Origin of the sequence: Streptomyces sp. NBC_00252 (genome assembly GCF_036187565.1) — a bacterium.
Taxonomy (GTDB): domain Bacteria; phylum Actinomycetota; class Actinomycetes; order Streptomycetales; family Streptomycetaceae; genus Streptomyces.
This window is the reverse complement of sequence record NZ_CP108087.1, coordinates 8,592,858-8,616,961: the sequence shown is the minus strand read 5'-3', so window position 1 is coordinate 8,616,961 and position 24,104 is coordinate 8,592,858. Positions and strand designations below refer to the sequence as shown.

Genomic DNA, 24,104 nt, shown 5'->3' with positions numbered 1-24,104 from the left:
GCAGCGGTTGACACTCATGCATGAGTCATGCATCGTCGAAGGTATGGACGCTTCACTGGACGGCCGTACCGGGAACCTGCTGGGAGCGTTGGTCACCGCGCTGGGCGACGCGCAGCGGGATGCGAGCGAGAGCACGTCCGGGCAGAGCGGGGCGACGCCCGCCGCGCTCACCTATCTGCTGCAGGAGCCCGGCGCGGGCATCGACCAGATCTCCGGGCCGCTCGGTCTGACGCAGTCCGCGGCGACCCGCCTGGTGGACCGGCTGGAACGCGACGGCAAGGCGCGGCGGGAACCGGGTGCCAACGGCCGGAAGGTGGCCATCTTCCTCACTCCGGAGGGAACACGTGAGGCGAAGTGGCTGCTGGAGCTGCGCGGCGGCCTGATGGATGACGCGATGTCCGTGCTCCGGCCGCGCGAGAGAACGGTGCTGACCGGCCTCCTGGAACGGATGCTGGCCCATCTGACGACCGACGCCGACCACGGACAACGCATCTGCCGCATGTGCGCCCTGGACGAGTGCCCCAAGCAGACGTGCCCGGTCGACACGGCGGTGGTCATCCGGACGAAAGGACCGTCATGAACGGCGTCATGAACGACAGGTTCCGGCTCCGGCCGGCGCGCGAGGACGCGGCGCACAGCAGGTTACGACTCACCGCCGTGGTCGGGCTGTTGCTCGTCACGGCCGTCTGGGGCGCCACGTTCCTGGTCGTCAAGGACGCCACCGAGGGCATGCCCGTCTTCGACTTCCTGACCTGGCGGTTCGCGCTCGCCGCGGTGGTGATGGCGGCGATCCGCCCGTCCGTCCTACGGCGTATCGACCGGGGCACCCTGGCGCGCGGCGCGGGCGCGGGGTTCCTGCTGGGGATGTCGTACATCCTCCAGACGCTCGGTCTGCAGCACACGTCGGCGGCCGTCAGCGGCTTCCTGACCGGCCTGTTCGTGGTGATCACCCCGCTGCTGGCCTGGGCGCTGTTCCGCCAGCACCTGTCCCTGACGGCCTGGGCGGCGGCCCTTACGGCGACCGCGGGCCTGGCGCTGATCACGCTCAGCGGGGTCTCGTTCGGCTCCGGGGAGGCGCTCACCCTGATGTGCGCGCTCTTCTTCGCGCTGCATCTGCTGGCGCTGGGCCGCTGGTCCCCCGGCCGGGACGCCTACGCCCTCACCGTGGTCCAGCTGACGACGGCGTCGCTGATGTGCCTGATCGGCGCGGCCCCTCATGGCGTACGGCCGCCCCAGAGCGGCAGTACCTGGATGGCGGTCCTCGTCACGGCGGTGCTTGCCTCGGCGTTCGCGTACATGGTGCAGACATGGGCCCAGAAGCATGTGACGGCGACGCAGGCCGCGGTGGTCCTGACCATGGAGCCGGTCTTCGCGGGCCTGTTCGCCGTGGTCGTCGGCGGCGAACGCCTCACGGTCTCCACGCTGGTGGGTGGGGTGCTGGTGGTGGCGGCGATGTTCCTGGTCGAGGTGCCGGGGTCGCCGTCGGAGAAGTCGGCGGAGGCGGAGTCGGAATCGGAATCGGAGTCGGAGTCGGAGTCGGAGTCGGAGTCGGCGGGATCCGAAAGGGCCGCAATCTCCGAGGGATTCGAGCGATCCGACGAACCCGGTCCTCAGAGCAAGCCGGCGCTGTGGGCGAAGGAGACGAGCTGAGCGCGGTCCCGGACGTTGAGTTTGTGCCGCAGCCGGTAGATGTGGGTACGGACGGTCGCCGAACCGATGACGAGTTTCGCGGCGATCTCCTCTATCGGCAGCCCCTCCCCCACGAGCACGAGAATCTCCCGCTCACGCGGGGTCAGTGACTCGACCTGGGGATCGGGGGCGCGATCCGGCCCGAACTCCCGGCTCCTGAACCAGCGGACGAGCCTTCCCGTCACATGGGGCGCGAGCATCACCTCACCCCTGGCCGCCGCCCTGACCGCGGTGAGCAGCATTTCCCGACCGGTCTCCTTCTCCAGGAGGGTGATCGCACCGGTCCGTAACAGCTTCTCTATGACCCGGTCCGTCATGTCACTGGCGAAGACCACGACCCCGGGCCGCCCGTCCCGCTCCTGCGCGTTCTCCCGGATCACCCGGTGAACGAAATCGATACCGTCCATACCCTCCGGACTGAGGTCGGTTATCAGCACGTCGGGCTTTAATTGCCGGGTCATCACCAGACATTCGACGGCATTACCGGTCGCGGAGACTCTCGTGACGTCCGGTGCCTCGGAAAGGAGCGACGTGAGGCCGTCCCGCACGACGGGAACCGAATCGCACACGAGCACTGTCATTGCCATGAATCCGCGTCTCCCGACTCTCCCGCAACATATTCCGACACCGACGACCGGCACAATTGTTAACGAGCATAAGATCCAAAGTTACACGGTCGCAACCAAGTGCATGTAAAGGCACACCACCCGCGAAGTGAACCATCCGGAAAATCGCGGACGGATTCCGTGATCGTCGATCATGCGGCGCCCGCCACAGACAACAGCAACAGTCAACAGCAACGAACATCGAACGATTCTCTGCTTCCCCATCACCAAGCGGACACTCCCTCCGGAACCGGCACCCTTGAATTTCGGCCAACGCGGGAGACCCGTAATACGGATGCCGTACGAGGTCGACGCGGTCCATGCGGGCGAAGACGGCCGTGGCCCCGGGGACACCGGCATCGGCGATGGACGCCGCCCGGCCGCCGGGCCGTAGCGTGCCCCGCGGCGCGCAACCCTCTCGCAACCTTGTGTGTGATGCGCTGGGCCGCCTGCACCACCCCCACCGGCTCCCTGGGACGGCTGACATGGACGACACCACCCCGCGCGTCGAACTCACCCCCGCCGCGGCCGACCTGCTGCGCCAACTCCACTCGGTGCACGGTCCGTTGATGTTCCACCAGTCCGGCGGCTGCTGCGACGGCAGCGCGCCCATGTGCTACCCGGAGGGCGAGTTCCGCACCGGCGGTTCGGACGTGCTGCTCGCCGAGCTGGAGGTCGACGGCGTGGCGGAGCCGGTGAGCTTCTGGATCTCGCGCAGCCAGTACGAGGTGTGGAGCCACACGCGGCTGATCGTGGACGTCGTAGCAGGGCGCGGCAGCGGTTTCTCGTTGGAGGCACCCGAGGGGGTGCGTTTTCTCACCCGTTCCCGTGTAGTCGGCGCCTAGCAGCCCCACCGGTCACCGCGATCTGCTGCACTTCCCCTGAGACCAGAGAGAGTTGACGAGACTTCAGGGGATTCCGTGACGCACCGTCAAACACGTTTAAGAGCAGGCAGATCCGCACTCACGTACCTCACGGCATTCGGCGCGCTGGCCGGTGCGGCCCTGGTCGGGGCGGCACCGGCCGTCGCCGTGCCGGGGGTCACGCGGCTCGCGCCGGGTGTCACCTACGAGCAGTTCGACATCACGGCGGCCAAGGGTGTGACCCACGCCCATGTGGTCGTCGTGGACCTGCGCAACACCCATGTGCGCGTCAACCTGCTGTACCCGGGAGCGGTCGCGGCCCGGGAGCCCGTCTCGCAGCTGGCCGACTCGGTTGGTGCGGTTGCGGGTGTCAACGGTGACTTCTTCGACATCACCGAGACCCAGCACCCGGGCGTCGAGGCCACCGGCGCCACCGACGGACCGGCGATCGCGAGCGGTGTCGCGCTCAAGGGGGCGGTGCCGGACGGCCAGCGCTTCGGGCCCGCGCTGCCGCCCGGCACGAACACCCGGAACGTGCTCGGGGTGGGCGTCGACCGGGTGGCCCGGCTGGACAGCCTCGCCCTGCGCGGGACGGTCCGCACCGCGCAGGGCCGGCTGACGCTCGGCGGGTTCAACCAGTACGCGCTGCCGGAGAACTCCATCGGTGCGTTCACCGCACAGTGGGGCAGTGTCTCCCGGGTGCGCGCCACCTGTGGCTCGGACGCGGACCGGGCCGCCGCCTGTAGTGCGGACACCTATGAGGTGGCGGTCCGCGGCGGTCGAGTCGTGTCGGCCTCCACCGCCCCCGGCAGCGGTGCCATCGCCGCGGGCACCACCGTCCTCGTCGGCCGTGAGGCGGGCGCGCAGCGGCTGCGGAAGCTGTCCAAGGGCGAGCGGGTCCAGGTGCAGCACCGGCTGGTGGCGTCGAGGTCCGGGGTCCCGTACCGCTTCGCCATCGGCGGCTACCCGGTGCTGCGGCACGGTCAGCCGCTGGCCGGACTCGACGACAAGACCTCGGCCGTGCGCACCGCCGTGGGTATCGCCGACGGCGGCCACCGTCTGCTGCTGTTCGCGACGGACGGCGCGGTCGCCTACCGCAACGGCCTCACCATCGCCGAAGTCGCCGCCCAGATGCGGAAGTTGGGCTCGGTCGACGCCTTCAGCCTGGACGGCGGCGGCTCGACGACCCTGGTCGCCCGCGCGTCCGGCGCGAGCGCCGTCACGGTCCGGAACCATCCCAGCGGCGGCGCCGAACGTCCCGTACCGAACGGCGTCGGGGTCTTCTCGACCAACTGACCGACCAACCGGCCGATCTCACGGATGCAGGCCGCTCATCAGGTCCGCGGTGGCCGTCAGGCCACTGTGGATCGTGGGCGCCATGCTGGTGCTCGCCATGAAGAACCCGAGCAGTGCGCAGACCAGCGCGTGGGAGAGCTTCAGCCCGCCGCTGCGCATGAAGATCACCGCAAGGATCAGGAGCAGCAGCACCACAGAGATGGAAATGGCCATCGTCACCCTCCTCCGCCACGCCGCCATGTCTGTTTCACGGCGTTCGGCCGTAAGTGTGGCGTAGCGGAGGGTTCGTCCGGGCTACTGACGTGTCCCCCGAACGTGTGGTGACCGTCCGTGCGGTGTCACGCCGTGCGGCGCGCGTCCAGGAACGCTTCCAGGCCTGCCAGGTCGTCGGTGTTGAGGAAGTCCACACCGGCGGCGAACAGTTCGGCCCACAGCGCGTCACGGGCGGGGCCCGCCACGTCCGGGGTGTTCCAGAACCGTACGGTCTGCCCGTGCGCGTGCGCCTGCCGGACGACGGAGCGCAGCTTCTGCCGCTCGGCGTCGGGGAAGGGGCCGGTGCCGAGCCAGGTGAAGTTGGCCTGCCAGTCGTCGCTGATGAGCGAGATGAAGGAGGCGGGCGCCGAGCTGCCGAGGTCGGCGAGCCGGCCGTCGTAGAAGGCGCGGCGCACGGTCTGCGCCTCCATCGGGATGCGGGCCGCGCGGTCGCCGGAGATGACGTTGGTGACGGCGCCGGGGTGGACGCGTCCGTGGGCGTAGGTCGTGAACAGGTGCTTGTAGCGCTGGAGATGGCGGTCGAGTTCGAGGTACGTCGAGGAGCCCTCGGTCTTGATGTCGATCAGGAGTTGCAGCGGGTGGCGCCAACCCCGGTACACCGAGCCGTGGTTGGCCTTCACGAGGGCCGAGAGCGGTTCGAGGTAGAGGGATTCGAGGGTGCGGCTCGGGTCGAGTTCGGTGGCGTCGTGACCGATGAGGAGCTGGTCGCCGACGAGGAAGATGTCGGCCTCGACGCTGCCGAACCGGTGGTCGAGGGCGTCGAAGAGCGGGCGGGGGTGCTCGTAGTCGTTGTGGGCGTGGGCGCGCCACAACGGCCGCGGACGGTGGCCTTGTTCGCCGGCGAACGCGCTGCCCGCGGGCGGGGCGAGGACAGCCGCGAGGGTGGCGCCGAGCCCGGTGAGCGCTCTGCGACGGGTGATGAGGGCCATGGTGTTCCTCCGTGTGGGGCGGGCTAGAACCACAGGGAGTATGAGGCTGTGCGGACGCCAACGAACCCGCGCATGCCAGGAGTTGGCCGGACCGCCCTCGCTTGTTCACTCCTTCGGCGGGAGCGCACGGAAAAGCCCGCCCCAGGTGGGACGGGCTTCACCGAAGGGACGATCGACGGTCAGGGGGCGGCCAGATCGACCAGTTCCGCCAGTGCCTCGCGGTGGGCGCCCGGGGTGCCGTAGGCGATCGAGTCGGCCTTGGCCCGCTTCAGGTAGAGGTGGGCCGGGTGCTCCCATGTCATGCCGATGCCGCCGTGCAACTGGACGGCCTCCTCGGCCGCGTGGACGGCGACGGACGCGGCGTAGGCCTGCGCGACGGCGACCGCCACAGCGGTGTCCTCGCCGGTCGTGAGGGCGTCGGCGGCGTTGCGCGCGGCGGCCCGCAGGCTGACGACCTCCAGCCACAGCTGCGCGAGCCGGTGCTTGAGCGCCTGGAACCCGCCGACGGGCCGGTTGAACTGCTTGCGCTCCTTCAGGTACCGCACCGTCTCCGTCAACGTCCAGTCGGCGAGCCCGAGTTGCTCGGACGCGAGCAGCCCGGCCCCGGCCCGCAGGGCCCGTCGTACGGCAGGTGCGGCGTCCCCGATGCGGCGCCCGGCGGCCCCGTCGAACACGACGCGCGCCAGCGGCCGGGTCAGGTCGAGGGACACCTGCGGTACGACGGTCACGCCGGCCGCGTCGACGGCGTACAACCCGCCGTCCTCGCCCGGTACCAGCAGCACATCGGCGGCGGCAGCGTCCGCGATGCCGGTCAACTCGCCGTGCAGGGAGCCGTTTTCGAGCCGTACGGTCTTGTGCGCGGCGCCCGGTGCGACGCTCAGGGAGACGGCGAGGACGCCGATCTTCCGGCCGGAGGCGAGCTCGGCGAGGAGGTCGTCCGCATCGGACGCGAGGAGTGCCTCGGTGGCGACGACCGCGCTCGTGAGGTACGGGACGGGGGCGACCGCGCGGCCCAACTCCTCCAGGACGACGGCGACTTCGCGGTGGGTGGCGCCCTGGCCGCCTCGCTCCTCGGGCACGAGGAGACCGGCGAGGCCCATGCCGTCGGCGAGGGACTTCCACAGGGACAGGTCGTGCGGGGCGTCCGACTCGGTGCGGGCGATGACACTCGCCGCGTCGCAGTGGTCGGTGAGCAGGTCCCGGACGGCGGCGCGGAGCGCCTCTTCCTCCTCCGAGTACAGCAGGTCCGTCATCGGGCGAGGTCCTTCCAGGCGACGTCCTTGTCGGTGCGCGGCTCGGCCGGGAGGCCAAGGACGCGCTCGGCGACGATGTTCAGCAGGACCTCGCTGGTCCCGCCCTCGATGCTGTTGCCCTTGGAGCGGAGGTAGCGGTAGCCGGCGTCGCGGCCGGTGAAGTCCACGAGTTCCGGGCGGCGCATGGTCCAGTCGTCGTACAACAGGCCTTCCTCGCCCCGGAGTTCGACCTCCAGGCCGCTGATCTCCTGGTTGAGGCGCGCGAAGGCGAGCTTCATGCCGGAGCCCTCGTGGCCGGGCTGGCCCGCGACGAGCTGCTGCCGGAGCCGTTCGCCGGAGAGGCGGGCGACCTCGGCCTCTACCCAGAGCTTGAGGAGACGTTGGTGGAGGTCGTGGGTGCGCAACTCCGGTCGCTCGCGCCAGGTCTGGCTGATCGGGCCGATCATGCCGCCCTCGCGCGGGATGCGCATGCCGCCGATGGAGACGCGCTCGTTCATCAGCGTGGTCTGCGCGACCCGCCAGCCGTCGCCGACCTCGCCGAGGCGATGGGCGTCGGGGATACGGACGTTGGTGAGGAAGACCTCGTTGAACTCGGCCTCGCCGGTGATCTGGCGCAGCGGCCTGACCTCGACGCCGGGGTCGGTCATGTCGCAGATGAAGTAGGTGATGCCCGCGTGCTTGGGCACGTCCGGGTCGGTGCGGGCGATGAGGATGGCCCAGCGGGCGACGTGCGCGCTGGACGTCCACACCTTCTGCCCGTTGACGATCCAGTCGTCGCCCTCACGCACCGCGCGCGTACCGAGCGCGGCCAGGTCGGACCCGGCGCCAGGCTCGCTGAAGAGCTGGCACCAGACCTCGTCACCGACCCAGAGAGGCCTGAGGAAGCGGCTCTTCTGCTCGTCGGTGCCGAAGCGGAGGATCGTCGGCGCGGCCATCCCGAGGCCGATGCCGATCCGGCGCGGGTCGTTGTCGGGAGCCTCGGCCGCCGCCAACTCGGCGTCCACGACGGCCTGGAGGGCACGCGGGGCACCGAGTCCGCCGAGGCCCTCGGGGTAGTGCACCCAGGCCAGACCGGCGTCGAAGCGGGCCTTGAGGAAGTCCGGCTTCTCCGTCTCCAGCGGCGGGTGCGCGGCCAGCAACTCCTGGGTACGGCGGCGCAGTTCGGCCGAGGCCGCTCCCGTGGTCTCTTCGCTCATACGGCGGCTCCGTGCTCCGTCGAGGCGGCCTGCGCCGCGTCCAGCGACGGCAGGACGACGACCCGGCCGGTCGTGACGCCGTCGGCGAGCCGCTGCACGGCGGCGGCGCCACCGCTCAGCGGCACGCGCTCGCTCACCAGGGGCTTGACGACACCGCGGGCGGCGAGTTCGGTGAGCTGCTCGTGGCAGTCGAGGATCAGCTTCGGGTTCTTGGTGGCGTACAGGCCCCAATGCAGGCCCAGGATCGAGTAGTTCTTCACGAGGGCGTGATTGAGGGCGGGGCTGGGGATCGTGCCGCTCGCGAAGCCCACGACGACGATCCGGCCCTCGAAGGCGACGACCTTCGTGGACTGCGTGTAGGCGTCGCCGCCGACCGGGTCGTAGATCACGTCGGCACCGCGTCCGCCGGTGGCCTCCTTGACGGCCGCGATGACGTCCTGCGTACGCCGGTCGATCACGACGTCGCAGCCCAACTCCCGTGCCACGACGGCCTTGTCGGCGCCGCCGACGACCCCGATGACGGTGGCACCGGCGGCCTTGCCGAGCTGTACGGCCGCGCTGCCGACGCCGCCGGCCGCGGCGTGCACGAGGAGGGTCTCGCCGGCCTCCAGGCGGGCGCGGCGGTGCAGGGCGAACCAGCCTGTCTGGTAACCGACATGGAGCGCGGCGACCTCGGCGTCGTCCAGCGACTCGGGGGCGGGCAGCAGGGCCGCGGCGTCCGCGACGGCGTACTCCGCCAGGCCGCCGTGCGGCAGCACGGGGTTGGCGATCACGCGGCGGCCGTCCTCGGTCTCCCCGCAGATCTCCACGCCGGGGGTGAACGGGAGGGGTGGCCTGACCTGGTACTGGCCTCGGCACATCAGGGCGTCCGGGAAGTTGATGTTCGCGGCGCGTACCTTCAGCAGGACCTGGCCCTCGCCCGGCGTGGGTCGTTCCACCTCCGCCAGGCGCATCGCCTCACTCGGCTCGCCGTTCTCGTGCACTTGCCATGCCTGCATGCGGGGCCTCCACGGGACTGCTCTGTCTGACCGGGGTCGGGTTGCATACTAAGCGGTCGCTTGCCAGTGAGGGAACAGTTGGGTTCGTCACGGTCGGGTGGGTGCGTGCAGTTCTTTGGGCGCGGCCCGGTGGGGGCTGGTCGCGCCCACGCGGCGGAGCCGCATGTCGATACAGCCCCGCGCCCCTGAAGCTCCCTCACTTGCCTTGTTTGGGGCGTGCGCGGACGTGCATTCGTTCGCCCTGGGGGCCGAACAGGCTCAGGAATTCCACCGGGCCCTCGCCTGTGGAGCCGAACCAGTGGGGGACGCGGGTGTCGAATTCGGCGGCCTCGCCGGGGCCCAGGATCACGTCGTGTTCGCCCAGCAACAGGCGCAGGCGGCCGGACATCACGTACAGCCACTCGTAGCCCTCGTGTGTGCGCAGGTCGGGTTCGTCCTTCCGCTGGGGTTCGAGGACCTTGTACGCCTGGAGGCCGCCGGGCTGGCGGGTCAGGGGCCAGTGGGTGCGGCCGCCCCGGACGATCGGTTCGGCGCGCACGCGGGGGTCGCGGACCGCCGGGGCTCCGACCAGTTCGTCCAGGGGCACCTGGTGGGCGCGGGCGATCGGGAGCAGCAGCTCCAGGCTGGGCTTGCGCAGCCCGGACTCCAGGCGGGAGAGCGTGCTGACCGAGATGCCGGTCGTCTCCGACAGGCCGGCCAGGGTCGCGCCCTTCTCCTTGCGGATGCGGCGCAGCCTGGGGCCGACCTCCGCGAGTACGTCGTCCGTGTCGTCGTTCATGCCCGACATTGCAGTTTCGGCAAACGCGTTTGTCAATACGGCAGGGTGGGCGCGACCTTCGGGGGTGGAGGTGGTCATCATGACCGAGACACACACCGGGACCTACGACGTGGTCGTCATCGGCGGCGGCGCGGCCGGGCTCTCCGCCGCCCTGGTGCTGGGCCGGTCCCGGCGCCGCACGCTGGTCGTCGACGCGGGCGAGCCGCGCAACACGCCCGCCGCGCACATGCAGGGCTATCTGACCCGGGACGGCATGTCCCCGGCCGAGTTCCTGGCCCTGGGCCGCGAGGAGATCGCGCGCTACGGCGTCGGCCTGGTCCGTGACCGCGCGGTGGACGTCACGAAGGGTGACGACTTCGCCGTGGCGCTGGCCGGTGGGGAGACCGTGCACGCGCGGCGGATCGTCGTCGCCACCGGGCTGAAGGACGAGCTGCCGGACGTCCCCGGGGTCGCCGAGCGCTTCGGGCGGGACGTGATCCACTGCCCGTACTGCCATGGCTGGGAGGTCCGCGACCAGGCGTTCGGGGTGCTCGCGACGACTCCGATGAGCCTGCACCAGGCGCTGATCGTCTCGCAGTGGTCCAAGGACGTGACCCTGTTCCTGCACACCGTCGCCGAGTCCGAGCTGACCGACGACGACCTGCGCAGGCTGGCCGCGGCCGGGGTCGCCGTGGTGCCGGGCGAGGTCGCGGAGATGGTCGTCGAGGGCGACCGGCTCACCGGCGTCCGTCTTGCCGACGGCACTACGCACCCCCGCGAGGCCGTGTTCGTGGCGCCTCGCGCGATCCCGCAGACCGGCCTGCTGGAGAAGCTGGGCGCCGAGCTCCAGGAGACCCCCTTCGGCGCGTACCCGGTGGTCGATCCGACGGGCCTGACGACCGTGCCCGGTGTGTGGGCGGTGGGCAACGCGATGGGCTTCGCGGAGCAGGTAGTGAACGCGGCCTCCGCCGGGTACCGCGCGGGCGCCACGATCAACGGCGACCTGCTGATGGCCGACCTCGACGCGGCCGTCCGCACCTAGGGCGGGCCCGCATCCGTACGGGCATCGCGGCCGTCCGGGTGTAGACCGGCCGCCTCCGTTGCAGGATGGCTGCATGCTGCTGACCCGGCTCGCGCATGTGTCCCAGGAGGTCGCCGCCACCTCGGCGCGCTCCCGGAAGATCGCTCTGCTCGCGGAGCTCTTCCGGGACGCGGAGGCCGACGACGTCCCGATCGTCATCCCGTACCTCGCGGGCCGGCTCCCGCAGGGGCGGCTCGGCATCGGCTGGAAGGTGCTGAGCCAGTCGGTCGAGCCGGCCGCCGAACCCACCCTCACCGTGCGCGAGGTGGACGCCCGGCTCACCGCCCTCGGCAAGGTGTCCGGCGCCGGTTCGCAGGCCGAACGCGGCCGCCTCGTCGGCGAGTTGATGGGCGCGGCCACCGCCGACGAGCAGCGCTTCCTCTTCGGGCTGATCACCGGTGAGGTCCGGCAGGGCGCGCTGGACGCGGTCGCCGTGGAGGGCCTGGCCCAGGCAACGGACGTGCCCGCGGCGGACGTTCGGCGGGCCGTGATGCTGGCCGGTTCGCTCCAGACGGTGGCCGAGGCCCTGCTCGCCGACGGGCCCGCCGCCCTCGACCGCTTCCGGCTGACCGTGGGCCGCCCGGTCCTGCCGATGCTCGCCCACAGCGCCACGTCCGTCGCCGAGGCGGTCGAGAAGCTGGGCGACTGCGCGGTCGAGGAGAAGCTCGACGGCATCCGCGTCCAGGTCCACCGCGACGGCGATGCCGTACGGCTGTACACCCGCACCCTCGACGACATCACCGACCGGCTGCCCGAACTGACGGCCGCCGCCCTGGAGTTGAGAGGCGAGCGGTTCATCCTGGACGGCGAGGTGATCTCCTTCGACGCGGACGGGCGGCCCCGTTCGTTCCAGGAGACGGCGGGCCGGGTCGGCTCCCGGGTGGACGTGGCGACGGCCGCCGAGACGGTCCCGGTCTCCCCCGTGTTCTTCGACGCGCTCTCCGTCGACGGCCGCGACCTGCTGGACCTCCCGTTCGCCGAACGGCACGCGGAACTGGCCCAGTTGGTGCCCGAGCCGATGCGGGTCCGGCGAACGCTCGTGTCCGGCCCGGAGGATGTCCCGGCGGCGGAGGGCTTCTTGGTGGAGACCTTGAAGCGCGGCCACGAGGGGGTCGTGGTGAAAGGGCTCGACGCCCCCTACAACGCGGGCCGCCGGGGCGCCTCTTGGCTGAAGGTGAAGCCCGTCCACACCCTGGACCTGGTCGTCCTGGCCGCCGAGTGGGGCCACGGCCGCCGTACCGGCAAACTCTCCAACCTCCATCTGGGCGCCCGGAGTTCGGACGGTTCCTTCGCGATGCTGGGCAAGACCTTCAAGGGCATGACCGACGCCCTGCTGACCTGGCAGACCGAGCGGCTCCAGGAGCTGGCCGTGGAGAGCGACGGCCATGTGGTGACCGTACGGCCCGAACTCGTCGTGGAAATCGCGTATGACGGACTGCAGAAGTCGACCCGTTATCCGGCCGGTGTGACGCTGCGCTTCGCGCGGGTGGTGCGGTATCGGGAGGACAAGCGGGCGGAGGAGGCGGACTCGGTGGAGACGTTGTTGGCGGCACATCCGGAGGTGAAGCCGTGAGCGGGGGCGCGAGGGGGAAGCGAAGCGCCGGGCTGTTGCTGTTCCGGCACACCGACCGCGGGCTGGAGGTGTTGCTCGGCCATATGGGTGGCCCGCTCTTCGCGCGCCGGGACGCGGGGGCGTGGAGTGTGCCCAAGGGCGAGTACGAGCCGGACGAGCCCGCCTGGGACGCGGCCCGGCGCGAGTTCCGGGAGGAGCTGGGGATCGCGCCGCCCGAGGGCGAGGCGATCGAGCTGGGCGAGGTGCGGCAGGCCAACGGGAAGGTCGTCACCGCGTGGGCGATCGAGGCGGATCTCGACCCGGCGGCCATGGTGCCGGGCACCTTCCGGATGGAGTGGCCGCCGAAGTCCGGGCAGGTCCAGGAGTTCCCCGAGCTGGACCGGGTGGAGTGGCTGAGCGTCGAACGGGCACGGAAGGTCGTCGTCACAGCACAGGCCACGTTTCTCGACCGGCTGGCGGAGCACTCGGGCTGAAGGGCCGTGTACGCGTTGCGGTCCCCCGCGCCGCGCGGGAAGGTCGAAGCACAGCCCGCTCCAGGAGGTCAGCCATGCCCATCGCGACGGTCAACCCGGCCAACGGCGAGACACTCAAGACGTACGAGGCCATGGGTGCCGAGGAGATCGAGCGCCGGCTCCAGCTCGCCGAGGCCACGTTCCGGACCTACCGGACGTCCGCCTTCGCCGAGCGCGCCCGGCTCATGCACCGGGCCGCCGACCTCCTCGACGAGGACCAGCAGGACATCGGCCGGATCATGACCACCGAGATGGGCAAGCCGGTCAAGCAGGCCCGCGCGGAGGCGGCCAAGTGCGCGAAGTCGATGCGCTGGTACGCCGACCACGCGGAGGAACTCCTCGCCGACGAGCAACCCGCGGCTGCGGACGTCAAGGACTCGGGCGGTTCCCGGGCGTTGGTCCGCTACCGGCCGCTGGGTCCCGTCCTCGCCGTCATGCCGTGGAACTTCCCGCTGTGGCAGGTGATCCGCTTCGCCGCGCCCGCGCTGATGGCGGGCAACGTCGGACTGCTCAAGCACGCGTCGAACGTCCCGCAGACCGCCCTCTACCTGGAGGACCTGTTCCACCGCGCGGGCTTCCCCGAGGGCGCGTTCCAGACCCTGCTGGTCGGCTCCGGCGCGATCGAGGAGATCCTGCGCGACGAGCGGGTCAAGGCGGCCACCCTCACCGGCAGTGAGCCCGCGGGGCGCGCGGTCGCGTCCGTCGCCGGGGACATGGTCAAGAAGACGGTGCTGGAACTGGGCGGCAGCGACCCCTACGTCGTGATGCCGTCCGCCGACATCGAGCGGGCCGCGCAGATCGCGGTGACCGCGCGCGTGCAGAACAACGGGCAGTCGTGCATCGCCGCCAAGCGGTTCATCGTGCACGCGGACGTCTTCGACGCGTTCGCCGAACGGTTCGTGGCCGGCATGAAGGCGCTCACGGTCGGTGATCCGCTGGAGGAGGAGACCGAGGTCGGCCCGGTCGCGAGCGAGGCGGGCCGCAGCGATCTGGAGGAGCTCGTCGACGACGCGGTGGAGAGCGGGGCGACCGTGCTGTGCGGCGGTGAGCGGCCGGACGGACCCGGCTGGTTCTACCCGCCGACCGTCCTCACCGACATCACCCGCGAGATGCGGATCCACCGCGAGGAGACGTTCGGACCCGTCGCCACGCTGTACCGGGTCGCCGACCTCGACGAGGCCGTCCTTCTCGCCAACGACACGCCGTTCGGGCTGAGTTCCAACGTGTGGACGCGGGACGAGGCGGAGGTCGAGCGGTTCGTACGGGACCTGGAGGCCGGTGGGGTCTTCTTCAACGGGATGACCGTGTCGCATCCGGCGTTCCCGTTCGGCGGGGTGAAGCGGTCCGGGTACGGGCGGGAGCTGTCGGGGCACGGAATCCGCGAGTTCTGCAACATCACCACGGTATGGCACGGAGCGTGAGCGTTCCGCGGCTACGATCCCCTCTGTGAACCGCGAAGTGACTCTGCCTCTGATCGTCGACGACCGCGGGACCCTGCAGGTGGCTGCCGCCGATGTCAGCAAGCTTCTGCGCACCGTGGGTGGGCGGTGGCTGCACCTTGTCGAGGCCGGGGAGGAGGGGCTCGACGAGGACACGGTGGCCGCGTTGACGATCGAGCTGGCGAAGTTGGCGGATCGGATCGACGTTGCGTGCATCGCGCACAGCAGTGGGGGCGCTTCGTAGTCTCGCGAGTGTGGGCTCGTCGTGGCTTGTCGCGCAGTTCCCCGCGCCCCTGGGGGGTTGCTCCCGGCGTGTGCCGGAAAGCCGGACGGTGCCGGGCGCGACGCGGGATACGACGGGGTTTCTGGTCACCGCGTGCTGATCCGACCTTTACACGGGGTCCCTGAATTGGAGTAGTCCACCGCGAGATCGCCGCCCTCACGGGTGATCGTGGGTGCACCACCCTCTGAGGTGAACCACCTTCTGACCGGCGGGCGAAGGCCTTCCGGAAGGCGAAAGCAGGGACGGTTCATGGCGACTTTGTGCAAACCCTCGGTGTCGGTTCCCGAGCACGTCATCACGATGGAGGAGACGCTGGAGCTGGCGCGCTCCCGTCACGCGGACCACCCCAACCTGCCGCTGGCCCTCCGGCTGATCGAGAACACCGGTGTACGCACGCGGCACATCGTGCAGCCCATCGAGGAGACCCTGAAGCACCCCGGGTTCGAGGACCGCAACAAGATCTACACGGCCGAGGCGAAGGCCCGTGTCCCCTCGGTCGTGCAGCGCGCGCTCGACGAGGCGGAGCTGCTCACCACCGACATCGACGTGATCATCTACGTCTCGTGCACGGGCTTCATGATGCCCTCGCTCACGGCCTGGCTGATCAACGAGATGGCGTTCGACGCCACCACCCGCCAGATCCCCATCGCCCAGCTGGGCTGCGCGGCCGGCGGCGCGGCCATCAACCGGGCGCACGACTTCTGCACGGCCTACCCCGAGGCCAACGCGCTCATCGTCGCCTGCGAGTTCTGCTCGCTGTGCTACCAGCCGACCGACCTCGGCATCGGCTCCCTGCTCTCCAACGGCCTGTTCGGCGACGGCATAGCGGCCGCGGTCGTGCGTGGGCGTGGCGGCACGGGCATCCAGCTGGAGCGCAACGGGTCGTACCTGATCCCGAAGACCGAAGAGTGGATCATGTACGACGTCCGGGCCACCGGGTTCCACTTCCTGCTGGACAAGCGGGTGCCGGCCACCATGGAGCCCCTCGCGCCGGCGCTCCAGGACCTCGCGGGACTGCACGGCTGGGACGCGGCCGACCTGGACTTCTACATAGTCCACGCGGGCGGGCCCCGAATACTCGACGACCTGAGCAAGTTCCTCCAGGTCGACCCGCACGCGTTCCGGTTCAGCCGGGCCACCCTCACCGAGTACGGCAACATCGCCAGCGCCGTCGTACTGGACGCGCTGCGCCGGCTCTTCGACGAGGGCGGCGCCGAACACCGGGCGCGCGGTCTCCTCGCCGGGTTCGGACCCGGCATCACCGCCGAGATGGCCCTGGGCCGCTGGCACAGCGACGACCGAGAGACGGCTTGAGTACGGCATGACTGAAGAGACGCTCACCGAGACCCTGCCCCCCGTCCGGCCCTGGCCGGCGCTCGACCTGGACGGGGTGGACTTCGACCCGGTCCTCGCCAAGCTGATGCGGGAGGGTCCGGTCAACCGGATCAAACTGCCCAACGGCGAGGGCTGGGCGTGGCTGGTCACCCGGCACGACGACGTGCGGATGGTCACCAACGACCCCCGGTTCAGCCGCGAGGCGGTGATGGACCAGCCCGTGACCCGGCTGGCCCCGCACTTCATCCCGGCACGCGGCGCGGTCGGCTTCCTCGACCCACCGGACCACACCCGGCTACGGCGCTCGGTCGCCCAGGCGTTCACGGCGCGCGGGGTGGAGCGGGTCCGGGACCAGTCCCGGCTGCTGCTCGACGAGCTGATCGACGAGCTGCTCGAGAACGGGCCGCCCGCAGACCTCACCGAGACCGTGCTGAGCCCCTTCCCCATCGCGGTGATCTGCGAGCTGATGGGTGTGCCCGCGGCCGACCGGCACGGCATGCACACCTGGACCCAGCTCATCCTGTCCTCCTCGCACGGCGCCAAGGTCAGCGAGAAGGCGAAGCAGGAGATGGGCGCGTACTTCGGCGATCTGATCGGGCTGCGGGAGGGCAGCGACGGCGAGGACGTGGCCTCGCTGCTCGGTGCCGCCGTGGGCCGGGAGGAGATCACGCTGGAGGAGGCCGTCGGGCTCGCGGTGCTGCTGCAGATCGGCGGCGAGGCGGTCACCAACAACAGCGGGCAGATGTTCTACCTGCTGCTGACCCGCCCCGATCTCGTCGAACGGCTGCGCGCGGAGCCGGAGTCGAGGCCCCAGGCCATCGACGAGCTGCTGCGCTACATCCCGCACCGCAACGCGGTCGGGCTGTCCCGGATCGCCATGGAGGACGTGGAGATCCGCGGCGTGCGGATGCGGGCGGGAGACCCGGTGTACGTGTCGTACCTGGCCGCGAACCGGGACCCGGACGTGTTCCCGGACCCCGAGAAGATCGACTTCACGCGCAGCCCGAACCCGCATGTCTCCTTCGGCTTCGGCCCGCACTTCTGCCCCGGCAACATGCTGGCCCGGCTGGAGTCCGAGCTGCTGGTGGACGCCCTGCTGGACCGGCTGCCCGGGCTGCGGCTCGCCGTACCGGCCGATCAAGTCCCGTTCAAGAAGGGCGCGTTGATCCGCGGGCCCGAGGCACTGCCCGTGACGTGGTGAGGTGCCGATGACGGCGACGGAGGGGCTGCTGGTACCGCCCGGTCACGGCCGGGTCGTGCAGACGCCCGCGCAGCACGTGACGTTCAAGGTGACCGGCTCGCACTCCCGGACCGCGTCGACCTTCGAGGTGGTGGTGCCGCCGGGGTTCGATGTCGGGGCGCATGTGCACACCCGCAGCGAGGAGTTGTTCTACGTGCTCGAGGGCGAGCTGGATGTCCTCGCCTTCGAGCCGCGGATCCGGACGCCGGACAACTGGCAGCGGTGGGAGTCGAGTTCGGGGTCCCGGGTGGTGCGGGCGACGCCGGGGACGGTGATCGTCGTGCCGCCCGGGTGTCCGCACGCGTTCTCGAACCCGACGGAGACGGCGGCGAAGATGTTCTTCCAGGCGTCTCCGCCGCCGGATCATGAGCGGTATTTCGAGGAGCTGTTGGAGATCCTGGGTGGTGGGGGGCCGCCGGATCATGCGGCTATCGAGGAGCTGCGGGGGCGTTATGACATCGAGCAGTTGACGCCCTTGAAACACCGGTGAGTTGCGTCGTTTTTTGTCTGCGGCCCGGTGGGGGCTGGTCGCGCAGTTCCCCGCGCCCCTGAAACCCGGGCTGCATTTAACTGCGCGCTCAGCCCCCACCGAGCGCGCACCCGAAACTCAACGAATCGGCATCCCGGACAGGGTCCGGGCGATCACCAACCGCTGAATCTCACTCGTGCCCTCGAAGATCGTGTAGATCGCCGCATCCCGGTGCATCCGCTCGACCGGATACTCACGGGTGTAGCCGTTGCCGCCGAGGATCTGGATCGCCTGCCCGGTGACCTTCTTCGCCGTCTCGCTGGCGAACAGCTTCGACATCGAGCCCTCGGCCGCCGTGAACTGCTTGCCGTTGACGGCCATCCAGGACGCCCGCCACACCAGCAGCCGCGCCGCGTCGATGGACGTACGCATGTCGGCGAGCTGGAAGGCCACACCCTGGTTGTCGATGATCGGGCGGCCGAACTGCTCGCGGGTCTTCGCGTAGTCGAGGGCGACCTCGTACGCGGCGCGGGCCGTGCCCACCGCCATCGCGCCGACCGCGGGGCGCGACGCCTCGAACGTCGCCATCGCCGCGTTCTTCACCCGCTCGCCGCCGCCGGCCTTCGCGCGCTCACGGGCGCGGGCGATGCGCTCGTCCAGCTTCTCCTTGCCGCCGAGCAGGCAGGAACCGGGGACGCGCACGTTCTCCAGGACGACCTCTGCGGTGTGCGAAGCGCGGATGCCGTGCTTCTTGAACTTCTGCCCCTGGGACAGACCGGGCGTGCCGGCCGGGACGATGAAGGAGGCGTGGCCCTTGGAGCCGAGGTCCGCGTCGACGACCGCGACGACGACGTGGACATTGGCGATACCACCGTTGGTCGCCCAGGTCTTGGTGCCGTTGAGCACCCACTCGTCCTTGGCCTCGTCGTACACCGCACGCGTGCGCATGGAGGCGACGTCGGAACCGGCGTCGGGCTCGGAGGAGCAGAAGGCGGCGACCTTCACGTCGTTGGCGTCGCCGTACATCTGGGGGATCCAGGTGCCGATCTGCTCCTCGGTGCCGTTGGCGAGGACGCCGACGGCCGCCAGGCCGGTGCCGACTATGGAGAGGGCTATGCCCGCGTCGCCCCAGAAGAGTTCCTCCATGGCCATCGGGATGCCGAGGCCGGTGGGGTCGAAATACTGCTGGGCGTAGAAGTCCAGGGAGTAGATGCCGACCTTCGCGGCCTCCTGGATGACCGGCCAGGGAGTCTCCTCACGCTCGTCCCATTCGGCGGCGGCGGGGCGGATGACGTCGGCGGCGAAGCCGTGCAGCCAGTCCCGCACCTCCTTCTGTTCGTCGTTGAGTTCCATGGTGAACTCGGCCATGACTCCTCCAGCGGCGCACTAGCATGTTACTTGCGGTAACCGAAGTCTGTTACCGACGGGTAGGAAAAGTCAACTCCCGATGACCAGTCGGCAGCCCGTTCGAGGTGTTGCGGCCATTGAGTGTTACTTTGCGCAGGCGTCACCGATTCAGCACGGGTGGGGAGAGCACATGGACACCACGCAGCGGACCGATCAGCAACGGTCCGCCGATCGCCGACGGCGCGAGTTGTTGGAGGCCGCGGACAGAGTGGTGCTGCGTGATGGTCCGCAGGCCTCTATGAACGCGATCGCCGCGGAAGCGGGTATCACGAAGCCGATTCTGTACCGGCACTTCGGGGACAAGGGTGGACTGTACGCGGCCCTTGCCAAGCGGCATACGGATGCCCTGTTGTCGTCGCTGCGGGCGGCGTTGGACGCTCCGGCCGAGCGTCGGGAGCGGGTTGAGGCGACGCTCGACACGTATCTCGCCGCGATCGAGGCGCTTCCTCAGGTGTACCGGTTTCTGATGCATCCCGTCGAGGGTGGGCAGACCGCGGATCAGGGGTTCGACACCGGTAACCACTCTGTTCCGTTGCTTCGGCGGATGGGCGAGGAGTTGGCCCAGGTCATCGAGGAGCGGGTGGATCTCGGTCCCAACAGTCAGCAGCTGGCTCGGGTGTGGGGGCATGGGATTGTCGGGATGATGCATGCGGCCGGGGACTGGTGGTTGGGGGAACGGCCTTGTTCTCGGGCGGAGTTGGTGCGGAGTCTGGCTGATCTGTTGTGGGGGCGGTTGGCTGCCGCCGGGGACAAGGTCGGTGGGCCCGGGTTCTAGCCGGTTGTGTTGCGGGTGCGGGTGCGTGGGGGCTGGTCGCGCAGTTCCCCGCGCCCCCAAAAACACCACGCTCGCCGGTGCTGCGAGGTGGTCGCTCCCCAAGGCATCGCCTTCACCTGTGCCATGACGCTCGGCTCACCTGGCGCATCAAGCGGTTGTGGCGCCAGCCGGTTACGCGGTCCGCGTATACCCGGCCCTCCACATGGTCGTGTTCGTGCTGGAGGCAGCGGGCGAACCAACCCGTGCCGTGGATGGTGATCGGGGCGCCGGTTGCGGTGAAGCCCTCGATGACCGCGTGGTCGTAGCGCTCCGTGCCCGCCTCGAGGCCCGGCAGGGAGAGGCAGCCCTCCGGGCCCCTGAGCACCATGCCGTCCGCTTCCACGAGGCGTGGGTTGACCACGTGGCCCAGGTGGCGCGTGTCCTCGTCGTCGGGGCAGTCGTAGACGAACACCCGCAAGGGGACGCCCACTTGGTTCGCGGCGAGGCCGACGCCCTGGGCGGCGTACATCGTGGCGAACAAGTCCTCTACGAGACGGGCGAGTTCCGGGCCGAAGTCTGTTACCTCGTCGCACGGGGTATGGAGCAGGGGGTCGCCGAGCAGGGTGAGGGGACGGACTCGCCCGCGGGCGCCCGGGATGGAGCCGTATCGCATGGGCGCAAGGGTACGGTTCTCTACGGCGCACGCCCGCCGCGAGGCGTTCGCGGTGCCGCGGTTCAGGCACCGATAAGGATCTCGATAGGCTGAGGTCCACACCACGTTGCCGGAGGCAGAGGCGCGGCGCGTACGCAAGGAGGATCGAGAACTGATGGCAGGCAACTCGGACCCGCTCACGCCGCGGGCCAAGCTGGCCGTGACGGCGGGCAAGGCGGTCGCGGCGGCATCCCGTGCCGCGGGGCGGGGCAGCGGATCGGTGATCGGCGGCCGAGTGGCACTCAAACTCGACCCCGACCTGCTCGCCAGGCTCGCACAGAGCCTGGATGTGACGCTCGTCTCGGCGACCAACGGCAAGACGACCACGACGCGGCTCATCGCCGAGGCCCTCGGGGCCGCGGGACCCGTCGTCTCGAACGCGCTGGGCGCCAACATGCCCGCCGGCATCACCTCGGCGCTGGCCGGCGGCTCGGACGCCAAGTTCGGTGTCATCGAGGTCGACGAGAAGTACCTCGCCGGCGTCGCCCGCGACACCGACCCCAAGTGCATCGCCCTGCTCAACCTCTCCCGCGACCAGCTCGACCGCGCGGCCGAGACCCGCATGCTCGCGGAGAACTGGCGTGAGGGGCTGTCGGGTTCGAAGGCCGTCATCGTCGCCAACGCCGACGACCCGTTGGTCGTGTGGGCCGCTTCCTCCTCCCCCAACGTGATCTGGGTCGCCGCCGGGCAGATGTGGAAGGACGACGCCTGGTCGTGTCCTTCGTGCGGTGGCGTGATGCAGCGTCCCGGTGACGACTGGTTCTGCGGTGAGTGCGGTTTCCGTCGGCCCACGCCGAGTTGGGCGCTGTCCGGGGATCACGTTCTCGATCCGCACGGTTCCGCCTGGCCCATCCACCTTCAGCTGCCGGGGCGTGCCAACAAGGCCAACGCCGCGTCCTCCGCCGCCGTCGCCGCCGTGTTCGGGGTGCCGCCGCAGGTAGCCCTGGAGCGGATGTACCGCGTGCAGGCCGTCGCGGGGCGTTATGACGTCGTCCAGTTCATGCAGCGCGACCTGCGGCTGCTGCTGGCGAAGAACCCGGCGGGCTGGCTCGAGACGTTCAGCCTGATCGATCCGCCGCCGACCCCGGTGATCCTCTCGGTGAACGCGCGCGGCGCCGACGGCACCGACACCTCGTGGCTCTGGGACGTCGACTACACCCGACTGACCGGCCACCCCATCTTCGTCGTGGGCGACCGCAAGCTGGACCTCGCGGTCCGTCTGGAAGTGGCCAACCAGCACTTCCAGGTCTGCGACAACCTCGACCAGGCCGTGCAGATGGCCCCGCCCGGCCGCATCGAGGTCATCGCGAACTACACCGCGTTCCAGGACCTGCGCCGCCGCGTCGGCAACTGACACTCAGAGGACGAATTGACCATGAGCGACAACCAGCTGCGTCTGGTGTGGATCTACCCGGACCTGCTGAGCACCTACGGCGACCAGGGCAACGCCCTTGTCGTGGAACGCCGGGCACGGCAGCGCGGCCTCGATGTGGCCCGGCTGGACGTGCGCAGCGACCAGCCCATCCCGACCTCGGGCGACATCTACCTGATCGGCGGCGGTGAGGACCGTCCGCAGCGGCTCGCGGCGGAGCGCCTGCGCCGCGACGGCGGCCTGCACCGGGCCGTCGGCAACGGCGCGATCGTCTTCTCGGTGTGCGCCGGCTACCAGATCCTCGGCCACGAGTTCATCAACGACCTCGGCCAGCGCGAGCCCGGCCTCGGCCTGCTCGACGTGGTGTCGACGCGCGGCGAGGGCGAGCGCTGCGTGGGTGACGTGCTCGGCGACATCGACGCGCGTCTGGGCCTGCCCCCGCTGACCGGCTTCGAGAACCACCAGGGCGTCACGCATCTCGGCCCGACCGCCCGCCCGTTCGCGCAGGTCCGCCTCGGCAAGGGCAACGGCACGGGCGACGGCACCGAGGGCGCGTACAACGACACGGTGTTCGGCACGTACATGCACGGCCCTGTCCTCGCCCGCAATCCGCTGATCGCGGACCTGCTGCTGAAGCTGGCCCTCGATGTGAACGCGCTCCCGCCGATCGACGACCGCTGGTACGAGGCGCTCCGCAACGAGCGCATCGCCGCAGCTCAGCAGCCTGCCTGAGACCGACCGCCCCGGACTCCGGGGCGCGCTCGGGAACCGACTCGGGGGCGGGTGTACACCTCGTCTTCGGACGTCGGCAACCAGCCCGTCTGACGGCCCGTCCGCGCAGGTGAGCGGGGTCGTCCAGCAGGCGGACGCGCGCTACGATCCCGCCCCCTCCTGCCGTTAGGGTGGCGGGGTTCGTACCGGACAACGTGGTCCGGTTTCGGCCCACGTTGAGAAGGTTCCTCGGGCTATGCGCATTGGTGTCCTCACGTCCGGCGGCGACTGCCCCGGCCTGAACGCCGTCATCCGGTCCGTCGTGCACCGCGCCGTCGTGGACCACGGCGACGAGGTCATCGGCTTCCGGGACGGCTGGAAGGGCCTCCTGGAGTGCGACTACCTCAAGCTCGACCTTGACGCGGTGAGCGGCATCCTTGCTCGCGGCGGCACCATCCTCGGCTCCTCCCGTGTCCAGCCCTCCCATCTGCGGGACGGCGTGGAGCGGGCCCGGGGCCATGTCGAGGAACTCGGCCTCGACGCGATCATCCCGATAGGCGGCGAGGGCACGCTCAAGGCGGCCAAGCTGATGTACGACGCCGGTCTCCCGATTGTCGGCGTCCCCAAGACCATCGACAACGACATCGCGGTCACGGACGTCACCTTCGGCTTCGACACCGCCGTAGGTGTCGCGACCGAGGCGCTCGACCGGCTCAAGACGACTGCCGAGTCCCACCAGCGCGTCCTGGTCGTGGAGGTCATGGGCCGCCACACCGGCTGGATCGCGCTCCACTCCGGCATGGCGGCCGGCGCGCACGCCATCGTCGTACCTGAACGCCCCTTCGACATCGAGGAGTTGGCCGCGCGCGTCGGCGAACGCTTCGAGGCGGGCAAGCGGTTCGCGATCGTCGTCGCGGCGGAGGGCGCGAAGCCTCGTGAGGGGTCCATGGACTTCGACGAGGGCAAGAAGGACGTCTACGGCCATGAGCGCTTCGCGGGGATCGCTCGGCAGCTGTCCCTGGAGCTGGAGGAGCGGCTCGGGAAGGAGGCGCGGCCGGTGATTCTCGGGCATGTGCAGCGTGGGGGTACGCCCACCGCGTACGACCGGGTGCTGGCGACCCGGTTCGGGTGGCATGCGGTGGAGGCCGCGCATCGGGGCGAGTTCGGGAAGATGACCGCGCTTCAGGGGACCGACATCGTGATGGTGTCGTTGGCCGACGCGGTGGAGACGTTGAAGACGGTGCCTGCCGATCGGTATGAAGAGGCCGAGTGCGTGCTCTGAGCGTCTTCTAGGTCGTTCGTCGGGTGCGGGTGTGTGGGGGCTGGTCGCGCCCGCGCGGCGGAGCCGCAGATGTCA

The 24,104-nt window shown here is 70.2% G+C and carries 25 protein-coding genes; 16 read left to right on the top strand and 9 right to left on the bottom strand.

The window, feature by feature from the left end; all coding sequences use genetic code 11:
- Window positions 1-43 precede the first annotated feature (43 nt).
- On the top strand, window positions 44-580 hold the full coding sequence (locus OHT77_RS38240; RefSeq protein WP_328832921.1) for a MarR family winged helix-turn-helix transcriptional regulator: 537 nt from the start codon (window positions 44-46) through the stop codon (window positions 578-580).
- Window positions 581-588: 8 nt separating this feature from the next.
- Window positions 589-1,650, top strand: a complete 1,062-nt coding sequence (locus OHT77_RS38235; protein WP_328832920.1) for a DMT family transporter — start codon at window positions 589-591, stop codon at window positions 1,648-1,650.
- On the opposite strand, the gene OHT77_RS38230 is transcribed toward OHT77_RS38235, so the two are convergent.
- The gene (locus OHT77_RS38230) at window positions 1,611-2,276 is read right to left on the bottom strand and encodes a response regulator transcription factor (RefSeq protein ID WP_328832919.1); all 666 of its coding nucleotides are present in this window, start codon (window positions 2,274-2,276) and stop codon (window positions 1,611-1,613) included. The genes OHT77_RS38235 and OHT77_RS38230 overlap by 40 nt on opposite strands.
- A gap of 503 nt (window positions 2,277-2,779) precedes the next feature.
- Between OHT77_RS38230 and OHT77_RS38225 the strand changes: the two genes are divergently transcribed.
- Together OHT77_RS38225 and OHT77_RS38220 are read left to right on the top strand one after the other, a co-directional pair.
- Entirely contained in the window at window positions 2,780-3,139 is a 360-nt protein-coding gene (locus tag OHT77_RS38225) for a DUF779 domain-containing protein (protein WP_328832918.1), read from the top strand.
- 75 nt (window positions 3,140-3,214) lie between these two features.
- Window positions 3,215-4,453: a phosphodiester glycosidase family protein gene (locus tag OHT77_RS38220; protein WP_328832917.1), complete on the top strand. Its 1,239-nt coding sequence runs from the start codon at window positions 3,215-3,217 to the stop codon at window positions 4,451-4,453.
- A gap of 18 nt (window positions 4,454-4,471) precedes the next feature.
- Here the strand turns inward: OHT77_RS38220 and OHT77_RS38215 are convergent, their stop codons facing one another.
- The 6 genes from OHT77_RS38215 to OHT77_RS38190 all read right to left on the bottom strand — a co-directional run bounded on the left by OHT77_RS38215 (window position 4,472) and on the right by OHT77_RS38190 (window position 9,880).
- On the bottom strand, window positions 4,472-4,666 hold the full coding sequence (locus OHT77_RS38215) for a hypothetical protein (RefSeq protein ID WP_328832916.1): 195 nt from the start codon (window positions 4,664-4,666) through the stop codon (window positions 4,472-4,474).
- A gap of 125 nt (window positions 4,667-4,791) precedes the next feature.
- Window positions 4,792-5,655 carry a phosphatidylinositol-specific phospholipase C/glycerophosphodiester phosphodiesterase family protein gene (locus OHT77_RS38210; RefSeq protein ID WP_328832915.1) on the bottom strand — a complete coding sequence of 288 codons (864 nt, stop codon included), beginning with the start codon at window positions 5,653-5,655 and terminating at the stop codon, window positions 4,792-4,794.
- Window positions 5,656-5,834: 179 nt separating this feature from the next.
- Window positions 5,835-6,908 (bottom strand): acyl-CoA dehydrogenase family protein, encoded by a 1,074-nt coding sequence (locus OHT77_RS38205; RefSeq protein WP_328832914.1) that lies wholly within the window; start codon window positions 6,906-6,908, stop codon window positions 5,835-5,837.
- A complete protein-coding gene (locus tag OHT77_RS38200) occupies window positions 6,905-8,104 on the bottom strand; it encodes an acyl-CoA dehydrogenase family protein (protein ID WP_328832913.1) in 1,200 nt (399 codons plus the stop codon). The genes OHT77_RS38205 and OHT77_RS38200 overlap by 4 nt, the downstream gene beginning before the upstream one ends.
- Window positions 8,101-9,102, bottom strand: coding sequence for an NADPH:quinone oxidoreductase family protein (locus tag OHT77_RS38195; protein ID WP_328832911.1), 1,002 nt, complete (start codon window positions 9,100-9,102; stop codon window positions 8,101-8,103). The genes OHT77_RS38200 and OHT77_RS38195 overlap by 4 nt, the downstream gene beginning before the upstream one ends.
- A gap of 196 nt (window positions 9,103-9,298) precedes the next feature.
- Window positions 9,299-9,880: a helix-turn-helix domain-containing protein gene (locus OHT77_RS38190; protein ID WP_266766647.1), complete on the bottom strand. Its 582-nt coding sequence runs from the start codon at window positions 9,878-9,880 to the stop codon at window positions 9,299-9,301.
- Window positions 9,881-9,959: 79 nt separating this feature from the next.
- Between OHT77_RS38190 and OHT77_RS38185 the strand changes: the two genes are divergently transcribed.
- From OHT77_RS38185 to OHT77_RS38150, 8 genes are all read left to right on the top strand, one after another.
- The gene (locus OHT77_RS38185) at window positions 9,960-10,901 is read left to right on the top strand and encodes an NAD(P)/FAD-dependent oxidoreductase (protein WP_328832910.1); all 942 of its coding nucleotides are present in this window, start codon (window positions 9,960-9,962) and stop codon (window positions 10,899-10,901) included.
- 73 nt (window positions 10,902-10,974) lie between these two features.
- A complete protein-coding gene (locus OHT77_RS38180; RefSeq protein WP_328832909.1) occupies window positions 10,975-12,513 on the top strand; it encodes an ATP-dependent DNA ligase in 1,539 nt (512 codons plus the stop codon).
- Window positions 12,510-12,986 (top strand): NUDIX domain-containing protein, encoded by a 477-nt coding sequence (locus tag OHT77_RS38175; protein ID WP_328832908.1) that lies wholly within the window; start codon window positions 12,510-12,512, stop codon window positions 12,984-12,986. The genes OHT77_RS38180 and OHT77_RS38175 overlap by 4 nt, the downstream gene beginning before the upstream one ends.
- Before the next feature lie 74 nt (window positions 12,987-13,060).
- Entirely contained in the window at window positions 13,061-14,446 is a 1,386-nt protein-coding gene (locus OHT77_RS38170) for an NADP-dependent succinic semialdehyde dehydrogenase (protein WP_328832907.1), read from the top strand.
- A 25-nt stretch (window positions 14,447-14,471) separates the two neighbouring features.
- Window positions 14,472-14,708, top strand: coding sequence for a DUF6213 family protein (locus OHT77_RS38165; RefSeq protein ID WP_059198358.1), 237 nt, complete (start codon window positions 14,472-14,474; stop codon window positions 14,706-14,708).
- Between the two features lie 288 nt (window positions 14,709-14,996).
- On the top strand, window positions 14,997-16,061 hold the full coding sequence (locus OHT77_RS38160) for a type III polyketide synthase (RefSeq protein ID WP_328832906.1): 1,065 nt from the start codon (window positions 14,997-14,999) through the stop codon (window positions 16,059-16,061).
- 7 nt (window positions 16,062-16,068) lie between these two features.
- A complete protein-coding gene (locus OHT77_RS38155; protein WP_328832905.1) occupies window positions 16,069-17,283 on the top strand; it encodes a cytochrome P450 in 1,215 nt (404 codons plus the stop codon).
- Window positions 17,284-17,290: 7 nt separating this feature from the next.
- Entirely contained in the window at window positions 17,291-17,812 is a 522-nt protein-coding gene (locus OHT77_RS38150; protein WP_019059562.1) for a cupin domain-containing protein, read from the top strand.
- 117 nt (window positions 17,813-17,929) lie between these two features.
- Here the strand turns inward: OHT77_RS38150 and OHT77_RS38145 are convergent, their stop codons facing one another.
- Window positions 17,930-19,159: an acyl-CoA dehydrogenase family protein gene (locus OHT77_RS38145; RefSeq protein ID WP_328832904.1), complete on the bottom strand. Its 1,230-nt coding sequence runs from the start codon at window positions 19,157-19,159 to the stop codon at window positions 17,930-17,932.
- 169 nt (window positions 19,160-19,328) lie between these two features.
- Here OHT77_RS38145 and OHT77_RS38140 point away from each other — a divergent pair, with 169 nt between their 5' ends.
- Complete coding sequence (locus OHT77_RS38140; RefSeq protein WP_019070916.1) at window positions 19,329-19,973, top strand: TetR family transcriptional regulator; 645 nt, start codon at window positions 19,329-19,331, stop codon at window positions 19,971-19,973.
- A 112-nt stretch (window positions 19,974-20,085) separates the two neighbouring features.
- On the opposite strand, the gene def is transcribed toward OHT77_RS38140, so the two are convergent.
- Window positions 20,086-20,625, bottom strand: a complete 540-nt coding sequence (gene def / locus OHT77_RS38135) for a peptide deformylase (protein WP_328832903.1) — start codon at window positions 20,623-20,625, stop codon at window positions 20,086-20,088.
- 154 nt (window positions 20,626-20,779) lie between these two features.
- Between def and OHT77_RS38130 the strand changes: the two genes are divergently transcribed.
- From OHT77_RS38130 to OHT77_RS38120, 3 genes are all read left to right on the top strand, one after another.
- Window positions 20,780-22,018, top strand: coding sequence for a Mur ligase family protein (locus OHT77_RS38130; protein WP_266766658.1), 1,239 nt, complete (start codon window positions 20,780-20,782; stop codon window positions 22,016-22,018).
- Window positions 22,019-22,039: 21 nt separating this feature from the next.
- On the top strand, window positions 22,040-22,768 hold the full coding sequence (locus OHT77_RS38125; RefSeq protein ID WP_266766659.1) for a type 1 glutamine amidotransferase: 729 nt from the start codon (window positions 22,040-22,042) through the stop codon (window positions 22,766-22,768).
- A 235-nt stretch (window positions 22,769-23,003) separates the two neighbouring features.
- Entirely contained in the window at window positions 23,004-24,029 is a 1,026-nt protein-coding gene (locus OHT77_RS38120; RefSeq protein WP_266766660.1) for a 6-phosphofructokinase, read from the top strand.
- Window positions 24,030-24,104: the final 75 nt, after the last annotated feature.